Genomic DNA, 23989 nt, shown 5'->3' on the forward strand with positions numbered 1-23989 from the left:
GCATGGCGAGGCCATGCCAACATGTACCCTCCGGCACTCCATGAAACCTACTGTCACCATTACGATACTTGCACTCAGTATCCTGCAACCACATCTTGCGCAAGCCGAGGTCAGGCCCACGACACCGATTGAACACGTCATTGTGATCGTCGGAGAAAACCGTACCTTCGATAATTTGTATGGCGTTTACAAGCCGAAGCGCGGCCAGACGATATCGAACCTGCTGTCAAAAGGTATCGTAAAAGAGGATGGCTCTGCCGGTCCGCATTATCAAGAAGCTGCGCAAAAATTGGGAGCCAGCTTAGGCGCTTATACACCGACGCCCAAGGTCAATGGTAGTTATACGACCTTACCTCAACCCTTCGCCGCAGGTGCTTTAGGTCAGCGCCGTGATGTTCCCGATGCGCGCTTTCCCGCTGTGCAGCCGAATGGTCCATTTCAAATTACCAAGCATGTCAGCTACGGTGCGCATACCGGTGACCCGATTCATCGCTTTTTCCAGATGTGGCAGCAGATCAACGGCGGTAACAGCGACATGTTTGTATGGGTCGCCGAAATGACCGGACCAGGACCAAGTAATGCGCCCGCTCCGCTGGCGCCTGGACGCACATTTCAGGGCGGTATTGCAATGGGTTTCTACAATATGTCGACCGGGGATGCACCGTACTTCAAGCACCTTGCAGACAACTACGCAATCGCCGACAACTATCATCAGCCGGTGATGGGTGGCACCACGGTGAATTATTTTGCACTCGCCACCGCCGATGTCTCTTTCTATAACGAGAACGGCAAGCCTGGCGTGCCATTCGCAAAGCAGATAGAGAATCCCGATGCGCAACCGTATACCAACAACTGGTACACGGAAGATGGCTACCGCGGCGGCAGCTATGTACAGTGCGCGGATATCACCCAGCCAGGTGTCGCCGGCATCCGCAATTTCTTGAACAAACTGCCTTACAAAGCATTCAACGACGGCAACTGTGAGCCGAATACCTATTATATGGTCAACAATATGGATCCGGCTTTTTCGCCGACGGGAGAACCGCTGGAACTCGGTCCTACCAAATTTTTGCTGCCGCCGCAAACCATTCCTCATATAGGGGATGCATTAAGTAAAGCCGGCGTGTCGTGGAAATGGTATAGCGGTGGGCGGAACGACGGCAAAGCCGTGGATAAAGAATATTGCGCGATGTGCGATACGCCTACGTTCTTTACCTCTACGATGACCGGTCCGGATAGGCAGAAACTGCAAGATCTGCATCAATTTTACGTTGACGTGAAGGATGCTCAGACCTTTCCTGCGGTCTCGGTCATTGCGCCTTACGACAGTATTTCCGGCCATCCGGGCTACGCAATGGAAACGAGTTTTGACGAATTGGTCGCTGATGTGGTGGCGCGCGTCCGCTCGAATTCAGCGTTGTGGAAAAAAACGGCGATCCTGGTGACCTTCGATGAAGGCGGCGGCTATTACGATTCCGGTTATGTGCAGTTCATCGATTTTTTCGGCGATGGCACCCGCGTACCGCTAGTTGCGATTTCCCCGTTCTCCAAGCGAGGCCACGTCGATCACACCTATTACGATCACGCGTCGATTGCGAAATTCATCGAGCGCAACTGGGGTCTCTCCCCTTTATCAGCGCGTAGCCGGGATAATCTACCCAACCCGATCATTGATAAACGCAATCCTTACGTCCCGTTGAACCGGCCTGCAATTGGAGACCTGATGAATCTGTTTGACTTTACCCGATTCTCTCCATAATTTAATAAGGTTGCCCAAGTTTTGTTAGGGTACTCATCAAAGTTAGCATAAACACTGATGCAACCTGGGATCCTTTTAGCGGATCGCTGCGCAGATATCCAGCACGATGTTGCGCAACCAGCGATGCGCTGGATCTGCATCCATCCGCGGATGCCACAGCATTGAAATCGTGATCTCTTGCATAGAGAACGGAAGGGGGAAACTATGCATTCCGGAGCGCAGACTTCCGGTATACCTTCCGGGAACACTGGCGATCAGGTCGGAGGTTTGCGCCAAAGCCAGCGCAGCTGAAAAACTCTCGACGATCGTAACGATCTCACGTTCCAGCCCAAACGTCTTCAAGGCTTCATCAATCGGTCCCTTATCGAGAACCCGCCGCGATACGGCGATGTGACCGCCTGTCGCATAACGGGACGGAGTGATCTGGCCCTTGCTCAGCGCGTGTTCAATGCGCACGACGCCTATGAAACGGTCCCGAAACAATGCCCGCGTGCGCACCTCAGGACTAGTTGCCTCCCCTACCACGCCAATCTCCAGATCGACACTCCCGTCGCGCAGAGAGGTGCTCTCTTTGTTTGCTTTCTGCACGAAGCAGAGCCGCACACCAGGCGCCTCCGCACCGACGCGAGCGATCAGATCCGGCCCGAAATTCTCAACAAAGCCTTCGCGGGTACGTAGCGTGAACGTCCTGACGAGCTGTTTGAGCTTGAGTTTCTCGGCAGGACGGAGAATCGCTTCCGCCTCCTGAACCAGCTGACTCACCCGTTCCCTCAATTCGAGCGCTCGCGGAGTGGGAACGAGGCCGCGTCCGGCTCGGACCAAAAGTGGATCGCCGGTCGTCTCTCGCAAGCGCGCAAGCGCGCGGCTCATCGCCGAAGGACTAAGCCGCAACCGTTGCGCTGCGCGCGCAACGCTGCCTTCCGCGAGTACGGCATCGAGAGTGACAAGCAAGTTGAAATCGGGTGTTGACATGCATTGATTCTAACGCAGCTGATTCATGATATGGCGTCAGATGCATGAATATACTGCAAATGCTGCGTCTTTCGCCGCATCAAACAAAAGGGTATGTTTCGAATAGTCCCATTTCGAGAATTGCAAAAAAACGGAGTTCATGTTGAAACCAGTCATTACAGAAAGAAATAAAACAACCACTGAAAGTGGCGAGCAGACACCTTTGGTTCGCTGGGCGCTCGTCAGTCTTGCGCTATCCATGTTGCTTTCCTCGCTCGGCACCAGCATCGCCAATGTTGGCTTGCCGGCCTTGGCACAGGCGTTCAATGCCTCCTTTCAGGAGATCCAGTGGATCATCCTCGCCTATCTCCTTGCCATCACCGTCCTGGTTGTCAGCGTTGGACGGCTAGGTGACATCATGGGGCATCGACGGGTGCTATTAGCCGGAATTTTCCTGTTCACGCTGGCCTCGGTCCTATGCGGCGTCGCGCCCACGCTCTGGCTGCTGATTGCCGCCAGAGCGGCGCAGGGGTTAGGCGCGGCCGTCATGATGGCCCTTACCATGGCCTTTATCGGTGAGACGGTGCCGAAGGCAAAGACCGGTAGCGCCATGGGGCTGCTTGGCACGATGTCCGCGATTGGCACCGCTATCGGCCCATCGCTTGGCGGTGTTTTGATCGCCGGACTCGGCTGGCGGGCAATCTTCCTTGTCAATGTACCGCTGGGTGTCATTACTTTTCTGCTTGCCCATCGCACCCTGCCGCTTGACCGCCGGGAGTTGAAGATTGATCGAGCAGACTTCGACCATATGGGCACACTGCTGCTAGCTCTGACGCTCGCGGCTTATGCACTCGCCATGACGATGGGGCGCGGCAGTTTTGGTCTGCTTAACATGGCGCTGCTGTTGGCTACTGCATGTGGAGTCGGCCTATTCGTGCTCACCGAGGCGAGAGCAGCATCACCCTTGATCCGATTGGCGATGTTCCGCGACCCCTTGCTGAATACGAGCCTGGTCATGAACGCGCTCGTGTCGACCGTAATGATGGCGACGCTGGTGGTCGGGCCGTTCTACCTCGCTCACTCACTCGGGCTCAACGCAGCGCTTGCTGGTATCGTCATGGCGATCGGCCCAATCATCTCCACATTGAGCGGTGTCCCGGCGGGCCGATTTGTCGACCGCTTGGGCGCGCCATTTACGGTTATCGGCGGGCTCACTGCCATGGCGGTCGGTGCGCTTGCCCTATCCGTGCTTCCGGCGATGTTCGGCATTGCGGGCTACATTGCTGCTATCGGTGTCTTGACCCCTGGTTATCAGATGTTCCAGGCAGCCAACAACACTGCCGTCATGGTGAATGTCCACTCGGACCAACGCGGCGTCATTTCCGGCATGCTCAGCCTGTCGCGCAATCTCGGGCTCATCACCGGCGCATCCGTCATGGGTGCTGTGTTCGCGCTCGCATCGGCAACGACCGACATCACGACAGCGCGTCCCGAGGCCATTGCTACCGGCATGCAAATCACGTTCACTGTCGCGGCAGTTCTGATTGTCGTCGCGCTCGCCATCGCCCTTACCGTTTACTGCCGCACATTACGTAATCGGGCAATTGCTCCACAAGCAAAGTCGCTGGCGGACAAGCGCGAGTCGAGATGAACTCGCGGCTCTTGTGTGATCTTCAAGATGAAGTGGGGGTGACCGTGGGTCTCGGTCATCTTCGTATCTGAATCTCTACCATTCAACCGCAACCGAGGTCATGGCCTTGAGCGGCATCGGCACCCGTAAATCGACCGCTTCGTCCGTCATGACATTGCGTCCGTGCGCAGCGTTCTTCAGCATGGGTTTAAAACGTGTCAAGTCGAGCATGGTGTCTTTCTGATTCTTGTTGAGCACGACCATCACCGTGTGCTTGCCGTCATATCTAAAATAGACGTAGCACCCATCCTGCGGAATGTAATGTAGTAATTTTCCGGATTTCACCGCTCCATTTGTCTTTCGCCAGTTGAACAGTTTTTTGACATAGGACTGAGCTTCGCGCTGCTCCTTGCTCAATCCCTGTCCGTTAAATGCATTCACGCTATCCCCGTCCCAACCGCCAGGCATATCGGCGCGCAACACGCCGTCATTACGCTCGATGGGGCTCTTGGTCAAGATTTCCGTGCCGTAATACACCTGAGGAATCCCGCGCGTGGTGGCAGTGAATAGCAGCGAGGTTTTGAATAAATCGAGATTTTCATGCAGGAGCGAATAGATCCGTGAGCGGTCGTGGTTGTCAGGGAAAACCATCAGTTGCATCGGATCGGCGTACACGAAATCGTTGGCGATCATTTCGTAGAGTTGAATGAACCCCGCCCCGCTCTCTTCGCGGGCATTAAGTACCGAGGGCATCAGGTCAACCACGGGGAAATCCATCAGGCTGGGCAAGCCCGAGGCGTAGCCATCGCGGTTCTTCACGCCTTTTTGCCAATATGCAACGACATGCGGATGGTCGTTCATTTCTTCGCCGACGATATTCAGATTCGGATATTCATCCAGCACCGCCTTGCACCACTCGGCCAGAAATGTTTTGTCGGCATAGGAATAGGTATCTTCGCGAATACCCGACAAATTAGCGTACTCGATCCACCATAAGGTGTTCTGAATCAGGTAGCGCGCGACCAGCGGATTGCGCTGGTTCATGTCCGGCATCGATTCGACAAACCAGCCATCGAGAAATCGCTGCCGCTCTTCCGGCGCCGCATGGATGTCCTGCACCGTCGAATGTTGATTATTGGTGGGAACAAAACCTGTCTGGTAATTTAACCAATCCGATGCCGGCAAATCCTTCATCCACCAATGCCCTGTGCCGATGTGGTTGACGACTACGTCATCAATCACGCCGATGCCCAGCTTGTTGGCGGCAGCAACGTATTGCCTGAAGTCCTCATTGGTACCGAATCGAGGATCGATCCGGTAGTAGTCGGTCAGGGAATAGCCGTGGTACGAGTATTTGTCCTGATTGTTTTCCAGCAGAGGCGTCGGCCAGATCATGGTGAAACCCATGTCCTTGATGTAGTCGAGATGCGCAAGCATGCCCTTGATATCGCCGCCGTGCCGCGCTATTGGATCGTTGCGGTCGGTCTTGTCCGGCATGCCAGGCTGCACATCGTTACCGGGATCGCCGTTGGCGAAACGGTCCGGAGTAATCAGGTACACGGCATCGCCGGCGTCGAATCCCTTGCGCTGTGCGGAATTCGTTCTGCGCTCATCGAGCCGGTAACGTGCCGTCACGACGGTGTTTGCGCCACGGCGAAAATCGATATCGAACGCCCCGGCCTTTGTGTCGCGGGCGATAATCAAATCGATGAAGAGGTAGTTTTTGCTATCGGTATGCCTCACCCCAACCAGCTTGACGCCAGGATAGTGAATACGGGGGGACAGCTCGGCAATATTCTCGCCATGCACCATGAGCTCCAAGCGAGGGGATTTCATGCCCACCCACCAGTTCAGCGGCTCCAGATGCTGAATTTGATACGGTGCGGCATGCGCCAATGGCATCAAAAGCAGGGCAACAAGGACTACGGCCAATCTCTTCATAAAGCATCCTTTTGAGTAAAATTTGAATGGATGATGATCATGTACAAATATTTTCTGTAGTTTAGTAACATTAAAATGTTAAATGCAACAAAACAAATCTAGCAAAGTCTTCTATAAAAATTGTGATTGTACGCAACATTTGTAGTTTAGTTACTTAATTTGAGAAATTTTAGTAACATCGATGAGTAAACGACATTTCAACGAGGACACTTCAAGAGGCGCCTTATACCGATCACTGCTTCGCGCCTCTGTCCGGACATATGCACCCCATCGAACTGGCAACAAAATGCGGTCGACTTTCGATGATCGTATCGACTACAGAACAAACAAATCCGCTATAAACCAGTCCGCCCTCTCCGGTTATTAGATTGCCTAATTAGCCGATGGAACAATCTACGGCTGCGAAAGTGTTTATCCAAAAAATACTGTTTACTGCGCGAATCCTCAAACCTCTGCATAATAGGGTTGTTGATTTTTTTACTGCGAAATAACCTCTTGGAGTGCTCTGATGATTGATGTCTATTCCTGGTCTACCCCGAACGGTCACAAAGTTCATATCATGCTGGAAGAATGTGGTCTGGCGTATCGTGCGATTCCGGTTGATATCGGTGCCGGCGATCAGTTTAAACATGAATTTCTGGCGATCTCGCCGAATAACAAAATTCCGGCAATTGTCGATGCGGATGGCCCTGATGGCAAACCTATTTCTTTGTTTGAATCGGGTGCGATCCTGCTATATCTGGCTGGCAAGACCGGCAAATTCTTGGGTAAAACCGATCGTGAAAAATACAATACGCTGCAATGGCTGATGTTCCAGATGGGTGGACTGGGCCCCATGCTGGGTCAGGCGCATCATTTCCGTATCTATGCCCCGACAAAAATCGACTACGCAGTCGATCGCTATACCAATGAAGCAAATCGCCTGTATGGCGTGCTCGATAAACAATTGGCGCAGACAGAATACCTGGCCGGCGACACCTATACGATTGCGGATATCGCGAGCTTCCCCTGGACCCGTTCGGCACCGAATCAGGGCGTTGACTGGGCCGACTATCCGCATGTCAAACGCTGGTTCGATGCAATCAGTGCCCGCCCGGCTGTGCAACGCGGGGTTGAAGTGTTATCAAATTTGCGTAAGCCTTTAATTGATGACAAAGCCAAAGAAGTTCTTTTTGGTAAAACGCAATACAGTAAAAAATAAGGTTCACATGCGTCGTCCCCCGCAAAATAAAAGTATTAAGCTGTCACAAGAAAGTCTTCGTCTGGTCAATCTAGCGGTGGCAGTGTCGCAATCTGCCAGCCGGATTGAGGATGAGGCATGGCAAAAGCAATTGGATGCCCTGGTCAAAAAAAATCTCAAAGGCCATCATGCCCTGCTGGACAGCGCAGCCGAGCATGTCTTCAAGCATCATCCGGAAGCCTATGAGGTCATGATAGAGACGCTGGAATCCTTAAGCACGTCTCAGGCATTTGAATATCATGACCAGTGGTTTGATGCGCTGCTGATCACGGCACCGATCCTGGCGTGGACGCGATTTGAAATTGCAGCAGGCCAGATTTCTCCGGACAACGCGCAGTTTTTGGCGACGCAATTGCAAGACTGTTTATTGACACCGCAAGCCAGATTGCATTTACTACCGACCTTATATTCGCTCGACCAATTGCCGCGTAATCATAGCGAGACCGCCGTATTGCTAGAGCAGCTGGCACAGGCTGAATTAAAAGGAATGCCGCCGCAACACTCACAGGATCTGCTGCCGGTGATCCCGTTTTTGGCGGATATCCGTTTTATGCTGGCGGTGGTGCTGGTGCCAAAAGGACAGGCGCTGTTTCAGTGGCAAGAAATCGCTGCGCCGTTCGATTGTGCGCAGGCAAAAACGATTGCCTTAGACCGATGGACGGAGCGGGTAACGCCGACGCTGAATCGCCTGCTGCCCGGCTGCCATATCGATCTGCTGATGCCCGAAGCTTTCTACACAGCCTGCCGCGAAGCCGATATCAAAATACGTCCGGCGCTGATACGCTCCGCCGTGTTTTACCTGACGCAAAACCTCAATGTCGAGGCCAGCGAAATACACACTGTCGTAGCGGGTTTTGGCGATGAAGATGCACCGGGCCAGGTTGATGAGTATCGCATCAGCTTTTTATTGAAGTCGGTACCGGAAGTGTTGTACGGCGTAGTCTGGCCCTTGTATCAGCCGGATGATCAGATCAATGCCATCGACAGTGCGTCAGACAATGTGTGCGTGGGCGAAATCCCGGCGATACTCAACGATTGTGGGGTTTTGGATATCCGCAAAATGGATGATTTGTTCTCGATGGAATTCTGCGATGATTGCCACGCGCCGCTATTCCCCGACGAAGACGGCGACCTGGTGCATGCAGAGATGCCTGCCGATACACCGGAACAGGGTTCTGAGCATTTCCATTAAGACCCTACCAATTTGAATGGATAAAAAAGCGGAAACTTAGATTCCGCTTTTTTTTTCGTATTTGCCGCTTTTCCGGACATGAGATTGACACGGAATAATCGAATTATTTGCTTGCCACCGTTCTATAAATCCGTTGTACAATAAGTTTTGAACGGTCGTGCTTTTTTATTTTCATGCAAATGTCGTTCCTTTTCAGATTCTTCGTACTTCATGCAAGTTGATTTAATGTGAGCTGCTGACATGGCGTGTTGCATGACGCCATCGCTGACAGTATGACGACTCATTGGAAATGGGATAACAGGCCGATCGAGGCAAGGCGACCAATAACAAAGGAGACAACATGGATTTGAATTACACGGCGGACGATCTGGCCTTCCGCGATGAGGTGCGAGCCTACCTTGAGGCGAATTTACCTGCCGACCTCAAGCACAAAGTATTGAATCACAAACGCATGTCACGCGAGGATTTTGTCCGCTGGCATAAGATTCTTGCCAAGCAAGGCTGGGTCGCTACAGGCTGGCCTAAAGAATACGGCGGCACCGGCTGGACTGCAACGCAACGCCATATTTTTGAAGAAGAATGCGCACGTGCAGGCACCCCGGCGATTCTGCCTTTCGGCGTGGCGATGGTTGCGCCCGTCATCATGGCATTCGGTAACCAGGCACAAAAAGACTATTATCTGCCGCGCATTCTGAATTGCGACGACTGGTGGTGCCAGGGTTATTCCGAGCCGGGCTCCGGCTCCGATCTGGCCTCATTGAAAACCCGTGCCGAACGCGAAGGCGATTATTACATCGTGAACGGGCAGAAGACCTGGACCACGCTGGCGCAACACGCCGACATGATTTTTTGCCTGGTGCGTACAGACTCCGGCGGACGCAAGCAAGAAGGCATCTCATTCCTGCTGATCGATATGAAAACACCGGGCATCACCGTGCGCCCTATCATCATGCTGGATGAAGACCATGAAGTGAATGAAGTGTTCTTCGATAACGTCAAAGTACCGGTACAAAACCTGATCGGCGAAGAAAACAAAGGCTGGACTTATGCCAAATATCTGCTCGGTCATGAACGCACGAATATCGCGGCAGTCGGTCGCGCCAAGCGCGAGCTGGAGTTCCTCAAACGTATCGCCAATGAGCACCATAAAAACGGCAAACCGCTGATTGACGATCCAGTCTATGCCAGCAAAGTCGCGAGCCTGGAAGTCGAATTGATGGCGCTGGAAATCACCGTCTTGCGCGTGATCTCGCAGGATAGCGGACGTCCGGGACCGAAAGCGTCTTTGCTCAAAATCAAAGGCACGGAAATCCAGCAACGTCTGACCGAATTGATGATAGAAGCGGTCGGCCCTTACAGCCTGCCATTCGATCCGACCTTCATGCATGGGGAAAACGAGCATAGCGTGATGGGTGACGACGATGCTGCTCCGCTCGCCTCTTATTACTTCAATTTCCGCAAGACCTCGATCTATGGCGGCTCTAATGAGATACAAAAAAATATCATCACCCAAATGATTTTGGGCCTGTGAGGAGAACACAATGGATTTCAGCTTAACTCAAGAACAGCAGCAATTTGCCGATGCGATCAAGCGCTGGGTCGCCAAAGATTATCATTTTGAACATCGTAAAAAAATCATCGAATCAGCGGAAGGCGTGTCGGCTGACGCCTGGGCCGCGTTGGCGGAATTAGGTGCCATGGCCTTGCCAATTCCTGAAGATCAGGGCGGCTTTAACGGCAGCGCGATCGACATGATGATCGTGATGCAGGAACTCGGTCGCGGCATCGTCATCGAGCCGTATTTCGCGACGGTAGTCGGCGCAGAGTTCTTGAAACTGGCGGGGTCACATGCGGATATATTGGCGCAAGTGGCTAGCGGCGAAGTCAAACTCGCCAATGCGCTGACCGAGAAACAATCGCGCCACGACTTGTTCGACATCGCGACTAGCGCAACTAGGAACGCCAATGGCTTTGTCCTGAACGGCACCAAGACGGTCGTGCTGCACGGCGCGCAAGCCAATCACCTGATCGTGTCGGCTCGCAGCAGCGGCGCGCAACGCGATACGGCGGGGATCAGCTTGTTCCTCGTCAATGCCAGCAGCGCCGGAGTCAGTCGCCGCGACTATCGCACTATCGATGGCTATCGCGCTGCCGATATCCATTTTAATCAAGTACAGGTACCGGCCAGCGCGCTCGTCGGTGTTGAATCCGCCGGCTGGGAAATACTCGATGCGGCCTCGGATTATGGCGTGACTTTATTGTGTGCAGAAGCGGTTGGCGTGATCGAAGCGATCACCAATGCAACGCTGGAATATCTGAAGACACGCCAGCAATTCGGTGTGCAGATCGGCAAATTCCAGGTCTTGCAGCATCGCATGGCAGAGATGTTTATGGAAATGGAGCAAGCGCGTTCGATGGCGACCCTGGCCGCAGTCAAAGTCTCATCCAGCAATGTCGAAGAACGCCGTCGTACTGTGTCTGCGGCCAAGGCCAGGGTCGGTCAGGCAGCACGTTTTGTCGGCCAAAACGCGGTGCAATTGCATGGCGGCATGGGTGTAACAAATGAACTGCCAGCCGCGCATATGTTCAAGCGGCTGACGATGATAGAGCTGTCGCTCGGCGATACCGACCACCATCTGGCGCGCTTTGTGGCACAACCCGGCTTCAAAAAAGCGGCGTGAGCTGCATAGCCTGAATAAATCGCATCGGACATCGTACTTAATGAGTGCAAGCCGTTGCAGTCCCGCCAACTCTTGCTGATACCTTGTGAAACGTATCGGCAAGAATTGGACCCGCGATAACAGATCAATACCCCCTCTTTGTAGCAGCATCCATCACGGAGACGCACATGACAGCAAAAACCTATCAGTGGTATTTCGAGGATTTCATTCCTGGCAGCGTGATTCAGCTTGGCCAGCGCACCCTCGGCGAAACAGAAATCATCGATTTCGCCCGGCAATTTGATCCGCAAGCTTTTCACGTCGATAAAGACGCCGCTGCGCATTCCATTTTCGGCGGTGTGATCGCGAGCGGCTGGCATACCTGCAGCATCATCATGCGCATGGTGGTCGACGGTTTTCTGAATGACTCCGCCAGCATGGGATCGCCCGGTCTGGATGAAGTGCGCTGGATTTTGCCGGTGCGCCCTGGCGACACCTTGACAGTAACTGCCGAGACGCTGGAGAGCCGCCCCTCCACATCCAAGCCCGATCGCGGCGTCGTCATCACCATGTGGAAAGCGACCAATCAGGATGGCAAACAGGTGTGCACCATCAAAGGCATGGGCATGTTCGGCCGTCGTCCGGCAGCATAAAACTGATCATCATCATGGAGGCAAGATGCGGGCAATACACAATTTAGCAGAACTCAAATCTCTGGTCGGACAAGACGTAGCAACATCCGATTGGGTCGAAGTGACGCAACAGAGAATCAACACATTCGCCGAAGCGACAGGCGACTTGCAATGGATTCATATCGATGTGGAGCGCAGCAAGCGCGAATCCCCTTTCGGCGGCCCGATCGCACACGGCTTCCTGACTTTATCCTTGTTGCCGATGTTGATGCAAAATGCGATCACCATGACCGATGTCAAAATGGGCGTGAATTATGGGCTGAATAAAGTACGCTTCGTGTCGCCTGTTCCGGCTGGCAGCAGAGTCCGCGCCAAAATGCATTTGCTGAGCGTGGAAGACATCAAGGACGGTGCGCAAATGACCTGGGAAGTCACGATAGAACGCGAAGGCAGCGACAAACCTGCATGCGTCGCGGAATCGATTTCACGTCGTTATTGAGCCTATCGATTTCTATGCAGGTTGCAGTAATCGCGACATCGCTGTAGCCACCGCATAGATTCAAAAGGGAACATCTAAAAGACCTTGAAATTGAAAAATCACATCGAATGAAGTCAATCACTTAGAAGTGAAGAAATATCAAAAATTGGGTTTTTAGAAGTTCCCCCAAAGTAACCCGCACCATCCATGAGCCTCTTGGAGGGATATTGACCTGAAAGGTGCATGGATAGTGCGGGTTATATTTTTATTGTGTCAATGCGTATCAAGCGCAACAAGATACGTGGCTTCAGGTTTTACTTCCCCCCTCAATTCCTGATAACAATCGATGAAATACAGTCACGATTGGAGTCGTCTCTGCATCTGCTAGACATGTACCATTGCTCCATCGATTCGATACTTCATTTTGCGCAGAAAACTAAAATTGCTTGTCAACATACCGCCTAGTCGGTATTATTCCAATTAGACAATATTTAAAATTTAAAATCAACATGGCAACCCAGGCACACCACGAATCGAAGATCAAGTTGCTCAATGCGGCGCTGCACGTCATCCGTGCCAAGGGATATGCAGCCACGACTGTGGAGGATATTTGTCACGCGGCCAGTGTGACGAAGGGCAGTTTCTTTCATCACTTCAAGAGCAAGGACGAAATGGCAATCGCCGCAGCCGCTCATTTCGGCGCGATGACTGAAGATTTCTTCGCCGCCGCGCCGTATCACCAGCCGCAAGATCCGTTGGACAGACTGCTTGGCTATATTGATTTTCGAGTCGCTATCCTGGTCGGGGAATTGCCGGACTACACCTGTTTGCTTGGCACACTGGTGCAAGAAACCTACTCGACCCACCCCGAAATACGTGCGGCTTGCGACAAAGGTATGTCAACTCATATTGCCGTACTGGTGAGTGATATCGAAGCCGCCAAACAATGCTATGCGCCGGAGGCGACCTGGAGCGCTGAGAGCTTGGGATATTTCATCCAATCGGTCTTACAAGGCGCCTTTATTTTTGCCAAGGCAAAACAAACTGCTGATGTGGCGCATGAGAGCTTGGCACATTTGCGGCGTTATCTGGAAGCTCTATTCCCTCTCAACAATAAACGAAAGGAAGAATCATGACCACAAAAATCACCGTCGAAACTCTCATCAACGCTCCCGTCGCCAAGGTCTGGAGTGCTTACACAACGCCGAGCGATATCAAGCAGTGGAATACGGCTTCAGACGATTGGCACACCACCCAATCTACTGTCGACCTGCGAGTCGGCGGCATTTTCTCATCACGCATGGAGGCCAAGGACGGTAGCTTTGGCTTTGATTTCGAAGGAACCTACACCAAGGTGGTACCTCATGAATTACTTGAATTCTCATTTGGCGATCGCGTTGCGTCGGTGGAGTTCATGACAGGAGCAAAGGGCGTGACGGTGCGTGTTGTGTTTGATGCCGAATCAGAAAATTCTATCGAACAGCAGCAACAAGGGTGGCAATCGATATTGAATAATTTTGCAAAGTTTGTAGAAGCGAGACAGTAAGAAACCGTCAAAAGACAAACGACCGATGCGTTTCAAAATCGCGCTGTCAGTCTGAGCTATAACTCAGACTGACAGGTTGTTTGGCAAATTCAAATGAACTGGCAGTAGCCGTTGATATTGGCAAGCGGGACAAATTCCACCGGTTTGAGTTATGTGTTTTATTTACATTCCCTTTCATCAAATACCCCTAATAAAACCTGACCGCATAAACCGGCGGCAAATACGTCGCAACTTGTTGCCAGTCGTCGCCTGCATTTTCACTGATCCAGGCCTTGCCCGTAGTCGACGCCATCAGCAAGGTCTGGCCATCGTCCGCCACGACCAGTCCGTGGCGATAAATCAAATCGTAGCAATCCTGCTGCGGTAAACCTTTGCTCAGAGTTTCAAAGGTTTTTCCGCCGTCGCGTGTACGCGTTACCGACAAGGCCCCCGCTTTCGGCACTCTTCTTTGATCCGCTTCAGCTGGAACAAACCAGGCCACATCAGGATGGCGCGGGTGAGAGGCGACTGCAAAACCAAAATCCGACATGCCTTCCGGCGTAGTCAATTGCTGCCAGCTCGCTGCATCGTCTGCCGAACGCCAGATTCCATTGTGATGCTGGCACCAGAGGACATCGGGTGCCAGCTTGCAGCGGACAATCAGATGCGGATCCTGGACGTTTTCACTGTCCGCCAGCTCGGGCGGCATGTAGTTGGCGCGCATGCCTTTTGCAGCCGAGGTCCAGCTTGTGCCGCCATCCCTGGTTTGCCACGCGCCGCCGCAAGAAATTCCGACCAAAACATGCTGACTGTTACGCGGATCGACGCAAATCGAATGGATGCCAGGCACATCATAACCGCCACCGAGCCACTCTTTGCGCTCCGGCCGATCCCACAGCGAACGCATTAATTCCCAGCTATTGCCGCGATCTCTGGAGCGAAACAATCCGCCCGGCAAAGTACCGGCCCACAGCACGCCTGGTTCATCATTGCCGCCGACGACCAGCGACCAGATCATTTTCAGTTTCCATTCCACTTCGCCTTCCGGGCGTTCCAACTGCTCCGGATAAGCCGGGACCGCAATCTCAGTCCAGTCGGCATGGTCCGAATCACGTCGATGCAATTTGACGCCGAAATGCCCCAGGTTCAAGGCGGCATATACACTGCCATCGCGCTGATCGTGCAGGCACATGCTCACAGGTTCACCCAGAAAACTGGCTTGATCGAGCTGCCAGCCAGCATCCGTCTTGACCAGGTCGAACAAGCCTTTACGGGTTGCAATCATCGCTTTCATTATCAGCCTCCTGAGAGTGCTTGCAAAACATACACACGGCTTTCGTGCAACAAGACGTCATCCAGCCGCTGACGGTCAAGCACTCGTCTACCGTCAATAAAAATCACCACATGCACACGCAAATGCCCTTGTTCGTCGAGCACATATTCACGCAATCGGGGGTTGATTTTAAATGCGGTCTCCAATGCCTCGCGCAATCGGGGGGCCTGGGCATCCACTTCAGGCACCTCGGTAAAGCGACTGAGTTGCTGAGTGAAAACCAGTCTAGCCATGATCGGACCCGGACCACAAACGAAACGGATGTTTGAGCAGATTGGCATTCGCGTAGCGATGATCGTGGCTGACTTCGGCGCCAAGCCAGGCTGGCCGCGCAAACTCCTGAGATTCCGATTGCAGCTCGACCTCAGCTACCACCAGCCCCGCGTTATCCCCCAAGAATTCATCGACCTCCCAGACCAGGCCTTGGTAATCGATCCGGTAGCGGAATTTCTCAATCAAAGGCTGTGCACATAATCCAGACAGCAATTCTTTCGCGTCGGCAATAGGAATAGGATATTCCCATTCACCACGCGAAATACCTTCAGTCTTGCCCTTGATGGTGAGCACAGCACGCTCGCCCTCAATGCGCACACGGACGATGCGCCCCGGGTCTGAGCAAATGTAGCCCTGGCATAGATGAACGCCCTGCCCTTGCTGTTTCCAGTCGTTATTCACCACCAGAAATTTACGCTCTATCTCTATGCCCATGCTGCGACTGATCTCAGTTTATTTGCTGATCCGATTTAATGAAGTCAGGATAGGTTGCAACATCGCCTCACCCAATTTCATACTGCGCGCGCCATCCCAGCCGACTTCGATATCCGGCAGATTGGCATTGTCTTTGAATGGTAACTCCAAAGTCAGCGATACGCACTTAAATGTGTGACCGATGTACTTGGAGGCCAGCTTCAACACGTCTTCATTATATTTGCTCGCCTCATAGCCAAATTCGGTTTGGAAATCCGGACTCGCCGCGACAAAACTATCGACAAAGGCTTGTTGTTCCGCTGCTTGCTGCGCACTGAAGCCATCCAGCATTTCACTACCCGCTACGAATACATAGGGCAAGGCCTCGTCACCATGCACATCTAAAAACAGATCGCAACCGATTTCATGGATTTTATTTTTAACGTGAAAAACTTCCGGGCTGGTTTCCAGCGTAGGCGTCATCCATTCACGATTTAAATTGGCACCGGCAGCATTGGTACGCAGATTGCCGCGCACCGAGCCATCGGGGTTCATGTTGGGCACGATATACAGCACGGCCTGATCCAGGATACGGCGGGCAATCGGGTTCGCTACATCGATCAGCGCATTCAGCGTGCCTTCGACCAGCCATTCCGCCATGGTCTCGCCGGGATGTTGACGTGCAATGATCCAGACCTTTTTCCTGGCAGCAGGATCGCCGACGATGACCATATTCAGATCACGGCCATCAACCGTATTACCCAGATCCTCGACCCGTACCAGCGGCGATTGCTCTACGCTGCCCAGCACTGCCAGATGACGCTCCCAGCTATACGGCTCGAAATAAGCGTAATACACGCTGTCAAATTCCGGCGAATGACTGATGCTCATCACCTTGCCGTCAAATTCGGTATCGACCCGGAACCAGTTCTCACGGTCGTAACTCGCCACAGCCTGATAGTTTTTCCAACCCGCCGGATAAGTGGCATCGCCGGCATTCACAATACGCATCACCACATCCTGATCACGCGCCCCTTGCAAACGGAAATAAAACCATTGCGCGATATCCGCATGGGAATCCTTGCGCAATTTCAATTCAATCGCATCCGCTTGCTTGGCATTGACAACCTCGATCGCACCCGCGTCGAAATTTTGACTAATTTTGATAGGCATATATTGCTCAGTTTCCTCTTATTTAGAATTTACACTGTGTCTGCTAATTTGCAATAGCCGCTGCCTGCAGGCGCGACGATAAGAACGATATTGTCACAGGTTTTACTTGAATATGAAAATAAATTAGTCATTTTTATATGGCGTGATTACGGCAATTTGATTCAAATCACCCGGCATGAATCAATACAATGATTAATTTTTCATGGAAAAAAACTTAAGCATGCACTATAATCTTTCGCTCAGTGTCGGGGCGTAGCGCAGCCTGGTAGCGTACGTGCATGGGGTGCACGGGGTCGGAGGTTCGAATCCTCTCGCCCCGACCAATAATGAAAAAAAGCTTGCAGATTTCGGTCTGCAAGCTTTTTTATTGACGAAATGCCTATGTGACCTTGCCAACAACAAACGCTAAAACGTTCTAAAAAGTGCGTCCGCAATATCATGCCGCTGTAGCGCCCATAGCCCATATATCAGGCTTCAGTAAAATTACGGCTGCATGGCCTTTGCTGCCTGTGTGCCGCGTTGATAACCGTATTGCCATTGCGCCTCTATCACTTGCCGGTATTCGTCGTAACTTTTTGAGGTGACCAACTCTATTCTGTTCTTCAGCAATAAAATTTTTTTCTCGATTTGGGTACGCGGCAGGATTTTTTCCATATCGGCGGTATCGACCCACGCTGCCGCATCTTGCTGCATGACTTTACTGAGACGCAAATTGCCGTCGAAGCCCAGCACCGCACGTAACGCAGGCAAGGAAAAGCTGGCGTCGTAATAACTTTTGACCTCCATCACGACCTGTTCTGCAATGCGATGTGCGATCTCAATCGGAAAAAGATCGATCACTCCACCAACATAGTCCGCATCCTGATACCGATGACACGGAAAATAAAACATATCAGAGACCGATGCCCGAGCCGCCTCTGCGATCGGCATTGTGATGTCAGTAGCAATATGGGAGGCCACTGCGCTGTTTGGTAAATGGGTTGCACTGACCGGTGATGCCATGCCATGCAACATGGCTGCTGTACGCTCATCGCAAAATACCATCTCGCAAAATAAAGGCCGGTTGCCCCTGCGCGTTCCGATATCGCTTTCGGCATAAAGTAATTTGCCCGCGATAATTGCGACCGCCGGTTTGTCATAGTCATCTTTGGTATCCGGCAGAGGCAAACCTGCAGGAATCTCAAACAAGTAGTCGCGATGCAGATCGGGAATCCGCGACGCGCCGGTCGCGAACAAACGTCGATGCAAGGCTGCGCCTAATGCACCTGATACGGAAGCATTCAGACCTGATTTCATACCACGCCAATACGCATACATTGCAGGTGAACTTACCCATGCTTTGCGCTGCGCATCATCCGGCAAGCCCTGGATAATCGCAGCGGCAATCGCTCCGCCGCAACTCGCCAGCAAAACATCGGGCTGTTTACCGGCCTCGCTCAAGGCGGCATAAATACCGAGGTAGTAAGAAAATCGAAAACCGCCGCCCGCCATCACCATGCAACGTTGATATTTAGGTGCCTGAGGCAGCATATTAGAATCCGCAAATTTAAAATTATCGAGAAGTTCACTATCCATGAAGGAATTTTATCGTACATCAGCACAGGATCAGGCGCTATCTGAAGGGTTCTGCAAAAACGGCCGGCAATATTGGGAGGAATGAAAACAAAACACCTGCCAGCACATACTGCGTAGAATGCGAGGTTTAGATCAGCAAGGACGATTAAAGTGAAAAAAACCGGATTGGCAAAGAGCGACGCAAAAAAATTGATGGGGCAAATGCAGACCACGGGTTCTGCTATTTTTGGCAACAGCAGCCCTGCAATAATTGACAAACGCGAGCAAAGAAAAATCGATCAGGCATTAGGATTAGTCCCGTTCGCGGTCAAATTGAACAGCGAATTAGTGCGCCAGTTACAAGAACGCGCCAAGGAACAAGGTCTTACTTTAAATGAAGTGGTCGCGGAGGTTTTAAACAAAGGATTGTCTGCCGGATGACTTGGTAAAGATGAAATCTGACTCAGCTTGATTTTTTATTGATATTTATTCCATCGCAACAGACGCTCATCGGATGCCTCTTTAATGAGGTGCCGGGCGCGTAAGGCGTCATCGGTTTTCTGGTGCTCACCACCATCAAGCTCCATTGCCAGCGCCTGAATCGCTACCGGATAATCCGCCTCGGCCGAGCGCTCCAGCCACTCTCTCGCCTTTACCGGATCAACATTCACGCCTTCGCCTGATGCGTAGGCGTTCGACAGCAAAAACATTGCTTGCGCATTACCCTGCTCACTCGCTTTTTTGAGCCACTGTACTGATAAGACGATATCCTTTGCTATACCCTCGCCGTATTTCGCCATTCTCGCCAACATAAAACTTGCTTTAGCATTGTCTTTATTCGCGGATAGCTCATACCATTTCCAGGCTTGCAGAGAATTCGGTTTCAGCGATAACGTTCCTTTATACAATGCCTCTGCGAATAAAAATGCGGCCTCGCTATCTCCTGCTTTAGCCGCTTGCTCCAGCCAGTAGGCAGCCTCAGCCTGTTTTTGCGGCATGGCTGAATACACCAGCCCCAGCTCACGTCCGGCCACCATATGCCCTTGCTCGGCCCACTTCAACAACATTTGAATCGATACAGGATCGCGTCCATGCAAGGCGGTAAGACCGACTGATTCTATTTCGGCATTCGTCGGCGTAGCGGCCAATTTTTGGCTACAAGAAGGAAGCATGATGAGCATTGCGACAGTGAGAGCAATCAGCTTCTTCATTTGCATATCTTCATCCTAAAAAAAGTCACTCCCGTTAGCGGGAGTGATGCTTGCCATTATTTAAATTGACAATGGAGTTACTTACTCAGATCAATCGAGTATTTAGCAAATCCGCTGGCATCCAAAGTACCCTCAGACTTCACAAGATTCAGTCCTTGTGTCTGTGCAATAGCCAATTTGCCAGGAGCGGATCTTAAAATCACAGGGCCTTGCGTGGCGACCTTGACGAAGCTCCAGCTTTGGCCCAGACCGTTTGCAACTGAGGTGATCTTGCCTTGTTTTTTCAGGTAATTACTTACGACTGCCTGATTCGCATCGGGTGATTTAATGATCGTTTTGCTGCCATCAATTCCAGGGAAATTGCCACCGCCACCGGCACGATAATCATTGGTTGCGACGATAAAATCATCACTATCGGCAATGGCTTTACCGGCATAAGTCAGATTGACAATACGACTGCCGACAGCTTGTGTCACATCGATCTGATATTTCAGTGCATTGTTGTCGGCATAGAACACATCGTAGTTATAAATCGTCGAATACGAAGGAACCAGGTCCTGTTCTGCGGTGCTGGCCGGATCAATTTTGGCAAATTGTTTGGCTGATGTCTCTAACCAGTTTTTCAAATCCGATCCCTTGATTTTTACTGCTTGCAGATTGTTATTGCCATATAAGTACAGGTCGCCAGGATTACGGACTTGCAAGCCGAACGGTGTGGCGACAGTCGCTGATGGCGCTACATCAGTAAAATCGGTTGGACCATTCCGCCCTGCTTTAAACGGCGCGCTGCAGGAGATCACCGGGATTGTTTTATAGCTAGCAATCGTTGCGTCCGTTGAATTGGCAATGAAATTTTTCACATAGTCGATTTGAGCTTGATTGACGATCTGAATAGCGGTGACATCGCCGACCAAAGAAAAGTATGCCGACATTTCAAAATCAGTCGTGGTACCGAGTGGCTGGGTCGCATAGCTCAATGTCGCTTTATGCTCTGTATCGACCAATGGTGCGATGGACGGATCCGCATCGACAATCGTGGCGCCGTCTTTGTACTTGAATCCGCGCGCCTCAACATTGGTTAGATCTTTTTGGACCATCCACTTGCCGCCCTGGTATTTCAGCACCATCTGGATAATACCGAGACGACGTCCCCAACTTTGTGCCATCACCGCCGGCACGCCATTTACAGTTCCCTTGATCGTATCCACTTGTGTCGCCGGTAGTGCGGCAAATGAGGCATCAATCGCCGGGCCGCCGACTTCTTTGGCTTTCGGGAAGATCAGATGAGAATGTCCCAGCATTAATGCATCGATCCCGGTAGTCGACAGGTGCAAACTGCCATTTTCCATTTTAGGACTATACGGCGACGCATCCAGACCGCCATGCGACAGCGCGACCACCAGATCAGCGCCCTTGCTGCGCAATTCGGGTACATATTTATTCGCAGACTCTTGCACGCCGTTGACCATGACTTTGCCGGCCAGGTATTTCTGATCCCAATCCATGATTTGCGGCGGCACGAATCCCATGATTCCGACATTCAATTGCACGCTCATCGTCGTGCCGTCGGGTTTGGTCGCAGTAAATTGTTTTGGAATAATCGAGTAAGGATTAAAGATCGGTTTTTGACTACTGACACCCACTACATTTGACAGCACCACCGGAAAACCTGGGGCGCCGCAATTGACACCCTTCTGCACCTCAGGCACGGCAAAGTCGGTGTTTGTAATTTGACTCAAAAAATTCAATCCATAATTGAACTCATGATTGCCGATACCTGCGCCATCGTACTTCAGGGCATTCATGACCTTATGCACTGCCAAAGTGCCGCTGCAAGGCACCGGGGATGCCACGGCTTGATAGTCACCGAGCAAAGTCCCTTGAATCACGTCGCCGTCATCCAGCAAAACATTATTAGGATTCTCTGCGCGCGCAGCACTGATCAAAGATGCGGTTCTTTCCAGTCCCAAACTCTTATCCGCTTTCAAACCGTAATAGTCGTAACTTAAGATATTTTGATGAATATCCGTCGTCTCCAACAAAGCTATCTTGAGAACAGTTCCTTCAGGAACAGCATTAGGATCTGCGCTCGGCGTACTGTTGCCGCAGCCGGCTAATGCGATCGCCAGCAATGGCGATAAGCAAATGAGTTTGTGCATAAATTCTTTCATCAATGAAAAATCAGGAACTGTTTCTATTCTCAAAATCTGCCAGCGCAATCGATTGCTTTTTTTGGCATAAATTGATGGCGATGCAAGTATCATGATCAAATATGTCGGGATAATGACATTGTCGAATAGTTTACGAAAAATGAGAATATTGCAACAACATTCGAGAAAAAGTGCGCAATCGCGCCTCCGGCAATTCACTTTTACACATGGCACGCACAGTAAGAAAGATGGACTTTACCCTCTCTGCAGAGAGCGGTTTTATGGTGCCGCGTAAGCCGTACTTATAGGTCTTTTTTGTGGGCTGCAATCACAAGCAGATGGTCTGGTAATTACGCGCCATAACATGGTCGGCATGCATTATTCAACGTAATCGCCGAACAATGCACGCCTCTCTGCCGTCACACATATCGGTTGTATGTACCTCAGATGTTCGAATCTTAATGCGTCTTCATGACTACAAGATGACTTAAATCAGAACTTGATGTTTCATGTTGAACGGACTTAAATTGCGCCTTCGGAAAAGAGCGTATTGCTTCGCTACCTCACGTCACTGCATCGTCACAATCTCATGTCAAACTTGCCATATCGCAATAACCATAGGCAGGCAAACATGTTATTTCATCTCAAAAAAATTCCTACATTTATCGTCGTTGCCGCATTGCTTTTCTCGACGAAGATTTTTGCCAACGACAATGTCATTATCGTTGGCCAGGCAATTGATTTATCAGGGCCAAATGGAAGCATAGGCCGAGACTATGTTGCGGGTATCACCACGTATTTTGATAGCTTGAATGTGGCGGGAGGTATCAATGGTCGCCGCATCAAATACATTGCACGGGATGATCAGGGGAATCCGTCCATATCTGCCAAAGCAGTGGCGGATCTGATCGACAAAGATAAAGCGCAGTATTTGCTTGGGGGTATTGGCGTCGATGTCACCGATGCAGTAGTTGCTAATTCCAGTTTTAAAGACAGCGGTCAAATTCTCTTTGCTCCATTGATTGGTGCCGTCAAAAATTACGGCTCCCGCGTATTGTCCTGGCGTCCGAGTCCAGAACAAGAAATGCAGTATATTTTTTCTTATTTCGATAAATTGGGAATTAAAAATATCGGCATCGCTTATCAAGATGTGCCGCTGAACCAAAACATGTATCAATACGTGGTTGAAGAAATTCGCAAACGGAATATGAAACTGGCCGGAGTCGTCAAGATCACGAGCTCTCCTGCTGAAATAGAAAAAGATGCCGTCGCACTGACCAAAAATTCCCCTAATATCGTTATCGCTATTGCCGATACTTTGAGTACTGGTTTATTTTTAAGAGAATTCCGCAAGCACTCGCCAAGAATATTTGTCGCTGGCATGTCGCTCACAAATCTGGAAACGTTATCTGAATTAGCTGGTCCCAAAGCCTTGGAATGGAGCGTATTTTCACAAGTGGTCCCTAGTCCTACCGGCAATAAATCTATCGTTCAGATCGACCATAGCAAAATGATGAAAAAATTCCGTGATGAGGACTTATCCGCACTCACACTGGAAGGCTTTATCGTGGCGAAGACCTTATCCAAGGCGATTCAATTATCTAAAAACAATCGCGATGGCCTGCAGATTTTAAGCAGTCAAAAAGGAAATATGGATTTAGGCGGCATTCACATCACGCCATCTGATGCGACACATCATATGTCCAGTTTCGTCGATATGGCCTTATTCAAAAAAGGCGGCGGCCTGACATTTTAAGACCGGATTCCCGGGCAAAAAAAAGCAGCCCGAAGGCTGCTGAAAATTTACTAAGAAGACGTTCACATGTCTGATTACATAATAACGCCACTATGTGACTGTCTGATGAAAAAATGT

At 51.2% G+C, this 23989-nt stretch carries 21 protein-coding genes and 1 tRNA gene; 13 read left to right on the plus strand and 9 right to left on the minus strand.

The genetic code is table 11. The annotated features are described in order from the left end of the window. Positions 1–40: 40 nt before the first annotated feature. On the plus strand, positions 41–1759 hold the full coding sequence (locus LPB67_RS15545) for an alkaline phosphatase family protein (protein WP_262838204.1): 1719 nt from the start codon (positions 41–43) through the stop codon (positions 1757–1759). Between the two features lie 75 nt (positions 1760–1834). Here the strand turns inward: LPB67_RS15545 and LPB67_RS15550 are convergent, their stop codons facing one another. Further along, on the minus strand, positions 1835–2731 hold the full coding sequence (locus LPB67_RS15550) for a LysR family transcriptional regulator (RefSeq protein WP_262838205.1): 897 nt from the start codon (positions 2729–2731) through the stop codon (positions 1835–1837). A gap of 139 nt (positions 2732–2870) precedes the next feature. On the opposite strand from LPB67_RS15550, the gene LPB67_RS15555 reads away from it, so the two are divergent. After that, positions 2871–4361 carry an MFS transporter gene (locus LPB67_RS15555; protein WP_262838206.1) on the plus strand — a complete coding sequence of 497 codons (1491 nt, stop codon included), beginning with the start codon at positions 2871–2873 and terminating at the stop codon, positions 4359–4361. A gap of 75 nt (positions 4362–4436) precedes the next feature. Here the strand turns inward: LPB67_RS15555 and LPB67_RS15560 are convergent, their stop codons facing one another. Beyond that, complete coding sequence (locus LPB67_RS15560) at positions 4437–6281, minus strand: glycoside hydrolase family 13 protein (protein ID WP_262838207.1); 1845 nt, start codon at positions 6279–6281, stop codon at positions 4437–4439. A gap of 508 nt (positions 6282–6789) precedes the next feature. Here LPB67_RS15560 and LPB67_RS15565 point away from each other — a divergent pair. From LPB67_RS15565 to LPB67_RS15600, 8 genes are all read left to right on the plus strand, one after another. Next, a complete protein-coding gene (locus LPB67_RS15565; RefSeq protein ID WP_262838208.1) occupies positions 6790–7482 on the plus strand; it encodes a glutathione binding-like protein in 693 nt (230 codons plus the stop codon). 7 nt (positions 7483–7489) lie between these two features. Continuing rightward, positions 7490–8713, plus strand: coding sequence for a DUF2863 family protein (locus LPB67_RS15570; protein WP_262838209.1), 1224 nt, complete (start codon positions 7490–7492; stop codon positions 8711–8713). A 340-nt stretch (positions 8714–9053) separates the two neighbouring features. Beyond that, entirely contained in the window at positions 9054–10244 is a 1191-nt protein-coding gene (locus LPB67_RS15575) for an acyl-CoA dehydrogenase family protein (protein WP_262838210.1), read from the plus strand. Between the two features lie 10 nt (positions 10245–10254). Continuing rightward, entirely contained in the window at positions 10255–11394 is a 1140-nt protein-coding gene (locus LPB67_RS15580; protein WP_262838211.1) for an acyl-CoA dehydrogenase family protein, read from the plus strand. Positions 11395–11561: 167 nt separating this feature from the next. After that, positions 11562–12026, plus strand: a complete 465-nt coding sequence (locus tag LPB67_RS15585) for a MaoC family dehydratase (RefSeq protein ID WP_262838212.1) — start codon at positions 11562–11564, stop codon at positions 12024–12026. Positions 12027–12051: 25 nt separating this feature from the next. Beyond that, positions 12052–12504, plus strand: coding sequence for a MaoC family dehydratase (locus LPB67_RS15590; protein ID WP_262838213.1), 453 nt, complete (start codon positions 12052–12054; stop codon positions 12502–12504). Positions 12505–12992: 488 nt separating this feature from the next. Next, entirely contained in the window at positions 12993–13619 is a 627-nt protein-coding gene (locus tag LPB67_RS15595) for a TetR/AcrR family transcriptional regulator (RefSeq protein ID WP_262838214.1), read from the plus strand. Then, positions 13616–14029, plus strand: coding sequence for an SRPBCC family protein (locus LPB67_RS15600; RefSeq protein ID WP_262838215.1), 414 nt, complete (start codon positions 13616–13618; stop codon positions 14027–14029). Before LPB67_RS15595 ends, LPB67_RS15600 begins: the two co-directional genes overlap by 4 nt. Before the next feature lie 187 nt (positions 14030–14216). Here the strand turns inward: LPB67_RS15600 and LPB67_RS15605 are convergent, their stop codons facing one another. The 4 genes from LPB67_RS15605 to LPB67_RS15620 are packed head-to-tail and all read right to left on the minus strand — an operon-like array spanning position 14217 to position 17201. Continuing rightward, the gene (locus LPB67_RS15605) at positions 14217–15302 is read right to left on the minus strand and encodes a WD40/YVTN/BNR-like repeat-containing protein (RefSeq protein ID WP_410482751.1); all 1086 of its coding nucleotides are present in this window, start codon (positions 15300–15302) and stop codon (positions 14217–14219) included. Positions 15303–15304: 2 nt separating this feature from the next. Further along, positions 15305–15574, minus strand: a complete 270-nt coding sequence (locus LPB67_RS15610; RefSeq protein ID WP_262838216.1) for a MoaD/ThiS family protein — start codon at positions 15572–15574, stop codon at positions 15305–15307. Continuing rightward, a complete protein-coding gene (locus tag LPB67_RS15615; protein WP_262838217.1) occupies positions 15567–16049 on the minus strand; it encodes a CYTH domain-containing protein in 483 nt (160 codons plus the stop codon). The genes LPB67_RS15610 and LPB67_RS15615 overlap by 8 nt, the downstream gene beginning before the upstream one ends. An 18-nt stretch (positions 16050–16067) precedes the next feature. Continuing rightward, the gene (locus LPB67_RS15620; protein WP_262838218.1) at positions 16068–17201 is read right to left on the minus strand and encodes a M14-type cytosolic carboxypeptidase; all 1134 of its coding nucleotides are present in this window, start codon (positions 17199–17201) and stop codon (positions 16068–16070) included. Between the two features lie 246 nt (positions 17202–17447). Between LPB67_RS15620 and LPB67_RS15625 the strand changes: the two genes are divergently transcribed. Next, a tRNA-Pro gene (locus tag LPB67_RS15625) sits at positions 17448–17524 on the plus strand. A 160-nt stretch (positions 17525–17684) separates the two neighbouring features. Here the strand turns inward: LPB67_RS15625 and LPB67_RS15630 are convergent. Continuing rightward, positions 17685–18731: a patatin-like phospholipase family protein gene (locus LPB67_RS15630; protein WP_262838219.1), complete on the minus strand. Its 1047-nt coding sequence runs from the start codon at positions 18729–18731 to the stop codon at positions 17685–17687. Positions 18732–18926: 195 nt separating this feature from the next. Here LPB67_RS15630 and LPB67_RS15635 point away from each other — a divergent pair, with 195 nt between their 5' ends. Continuing rightward, the gene (locus LPB67_RS15635) at positions 18927–19196 is read left to right on the plus strand and encodes a hypothetical protein (protein ID WP_262838220.1); all 270 of its coding nucleotides are present in this window, start codon (positions 18927–18929) and stop codon (positions 19194–19196) included. A gap of 35 nt (positions 19197–19231) precedes the next feature. On the opposite strand, the gene LPB67_RS15640 is transcribed toward LPB67_RS15635, so the two are convergent. Beyond that, positions 19232–19927: a tetratricopeptide repeat protein gene (locus LPB67_RS15640; RefSeq protein WP_262838221.1), complete on the minus strand. Its 696-nt coding sequence runs from the start codon at positions 19925–19927 to the stop codon at positions 19232–19234. A 116-nt stretch (positions 19928–20043) separates the two neighbouring features. Next, positions 20044–22125: a bifunctional 2',3'-cyclic-nucleotide 2'-phosphodiesterase/3'-nucleotidase gene (locus tag LPB67_RS15645; RefSeq protein ID WP_262838222.1), complete on the minus strand. Its 2082-nt coding sequence runs from the start codon at positions 22123–22125 to the stop codon at positions 20044–20046. 622 nt (positions 22126–22747) lie between these two features. On the opposite strand from LPB67_RS15645, the gene LPB67_RS15650 reads away from it, so the two are divergent. Beyond that, on the plus strand, positions 22748–23872 hold the full coding sequence (locus LPB67_RS15650) for an ABC transporter substrate-binding protein (RefSeq protein WP_262838223.1): 1125 nt from the start codon (positions 22748–22750) through the stop codon (positions 23870–23872). Positions 23873–23989: the final 117 nt, after the last annotated feature.

The organism is Undibacterium sp. Jales W-56 (genome assembly GCF_025548535.1).
GTDB lineage: Bacteria > Pseudomonadota > Gammaproteobacteria > Burkholderiales > Burkholderiaceae_D > Undibacterium.

Coding starts and splice junctions, on each gene's coding strand:
- LPB67_RS15570 (WP_262838209.1), top strand. CDS start 7,490: ATGCGTCGTCCCCCGCAAAATAAAAGTATTAAGCTGTCACAAGAAAGT.
- LPB67_RS15630 (WP_262838219.1), bottom strand. CDS start 18,731: ATGCTGCCTCAGGCACCTAAATATCAACGTTGCATGGTGATGGCGGGC.
- LPB67_RS15590 (WP_262838213.1), top strand. CDS start 12,052: ATGCGGGCAATACACAATTTAGCAGAACTCAAATCTCTGGTCGGACAA.
- LPB67_RS15600 (WP_262838215.1), top strand. CDS start 13,616: ATGACCACAAAAATCACCGTCGAAACTCTCATCAACGCTCCCGTCGCC.
- LPB67_RS15615 (WP_262838217.1), bottom strand. CDS start 16,049: ATGGGCATAGAGATAGAGCGTAAATTTCTGGTGGTGAATAACGACTGG.
- LPB67_RS15560 (WP_262838207.1), bottom strand. CDS start 6,281: ATGAAGAGATTGGCCGTAGTCCTTGTTGCCCTGCTTTTGATGCCATTG.
- LPB67_RS15620 (WP_262838218.1), bottom strand. CDS start 17,201: ATGCCTATCAAAATTAGTCAAAATTTCGACGCGGGTGCGATCGAGGTT.
- LPB67_RS15565 (WP_262838208.1), top strand. CDS start 6,790: ATGATTGATGTCTATTCCTGGTCTACCCCGAACGGTCACAAAGTTCAT.
- LPB67_RS15650 (WP_262838223.1), top strand. CDS start 22,748: ATGTTATTTCATCTCAAAAAAATTCCTACATTTATCGTCGTTGCCGCA.
- LPB67_RS15575 (WP_262838210.1), top strand. CDS start 9,054: ATGGATTTGAATTACACGGCGGACGATCTGGCCTTCCGCGATGAGGTG.
- LPB67_RS15610 (WP_262838216.1), bottom strand. CDS start 15,574: ATGGCTAGACTGGTTTTCACTCAGCAACTCAGTCGCTTTACCGAGGTG.
- LPB67_RS15555 (WP_262838206.1), top strand. CDS start 2,871: ATGTTGAAACCAGTCATTACAGAAAGAAATAAAACAACCACTGAAAGT.
- LPB67_RS15580 (WP_262838211.1), top strand. CDS start 10,255: ATGGATTTCAGCTTAACTCAAGAACAGCAGCAATTTGCCGATGCGATC.
- LPB67_RS15545 (WP_262838204.1), top strand. CDS start 41: ATGAAACCTACTGTCACCATTACGATACTTGCACTCAGTATCCTGCAA.
- LPB67_RS15645 (WP_262838222.1), bottom strand. CDS start 22,125: ATGCACAAACTCATTTGCTTATCGCCATTGCTGGCGATCGCATTAGCC.
- LPB67_RS15595 (WP_262838214.1), top strand. CDS start 12,993: ATGGCAACCCAGGCACACCACGAATCGAAGATCAAGTTGCTCAATGCG.
- LPB67_RS15605 (WP_410482751.1), bottom strand. CDS start 15,302: ATGAAAGCGATGATTGCAACCCGTAAAGGCTTGTTCGACCTGGTCAAG.
- LPB67_RS15585 (WP_262838212.1), top strand. CDS start 11,562: ATGACAGCAAAAACCTATCAGTGGTATTTCGAGGATTTCATTCCTGGC.
- LPB67_RS15550 (WP_262838205.1), bottom strand. CDS start 2,731: ATGTCAACACCCGATTTCAACTTGCTTGTCACTCTCGATGCCGTACTC.
- LPB67_RS15640 (WP_262838221.1), bottom strand. CDS start 19,927: ATGCTTCCTTCTTGTAGCCAAAAATTGGCCGCTACGCCGACGAATGCC.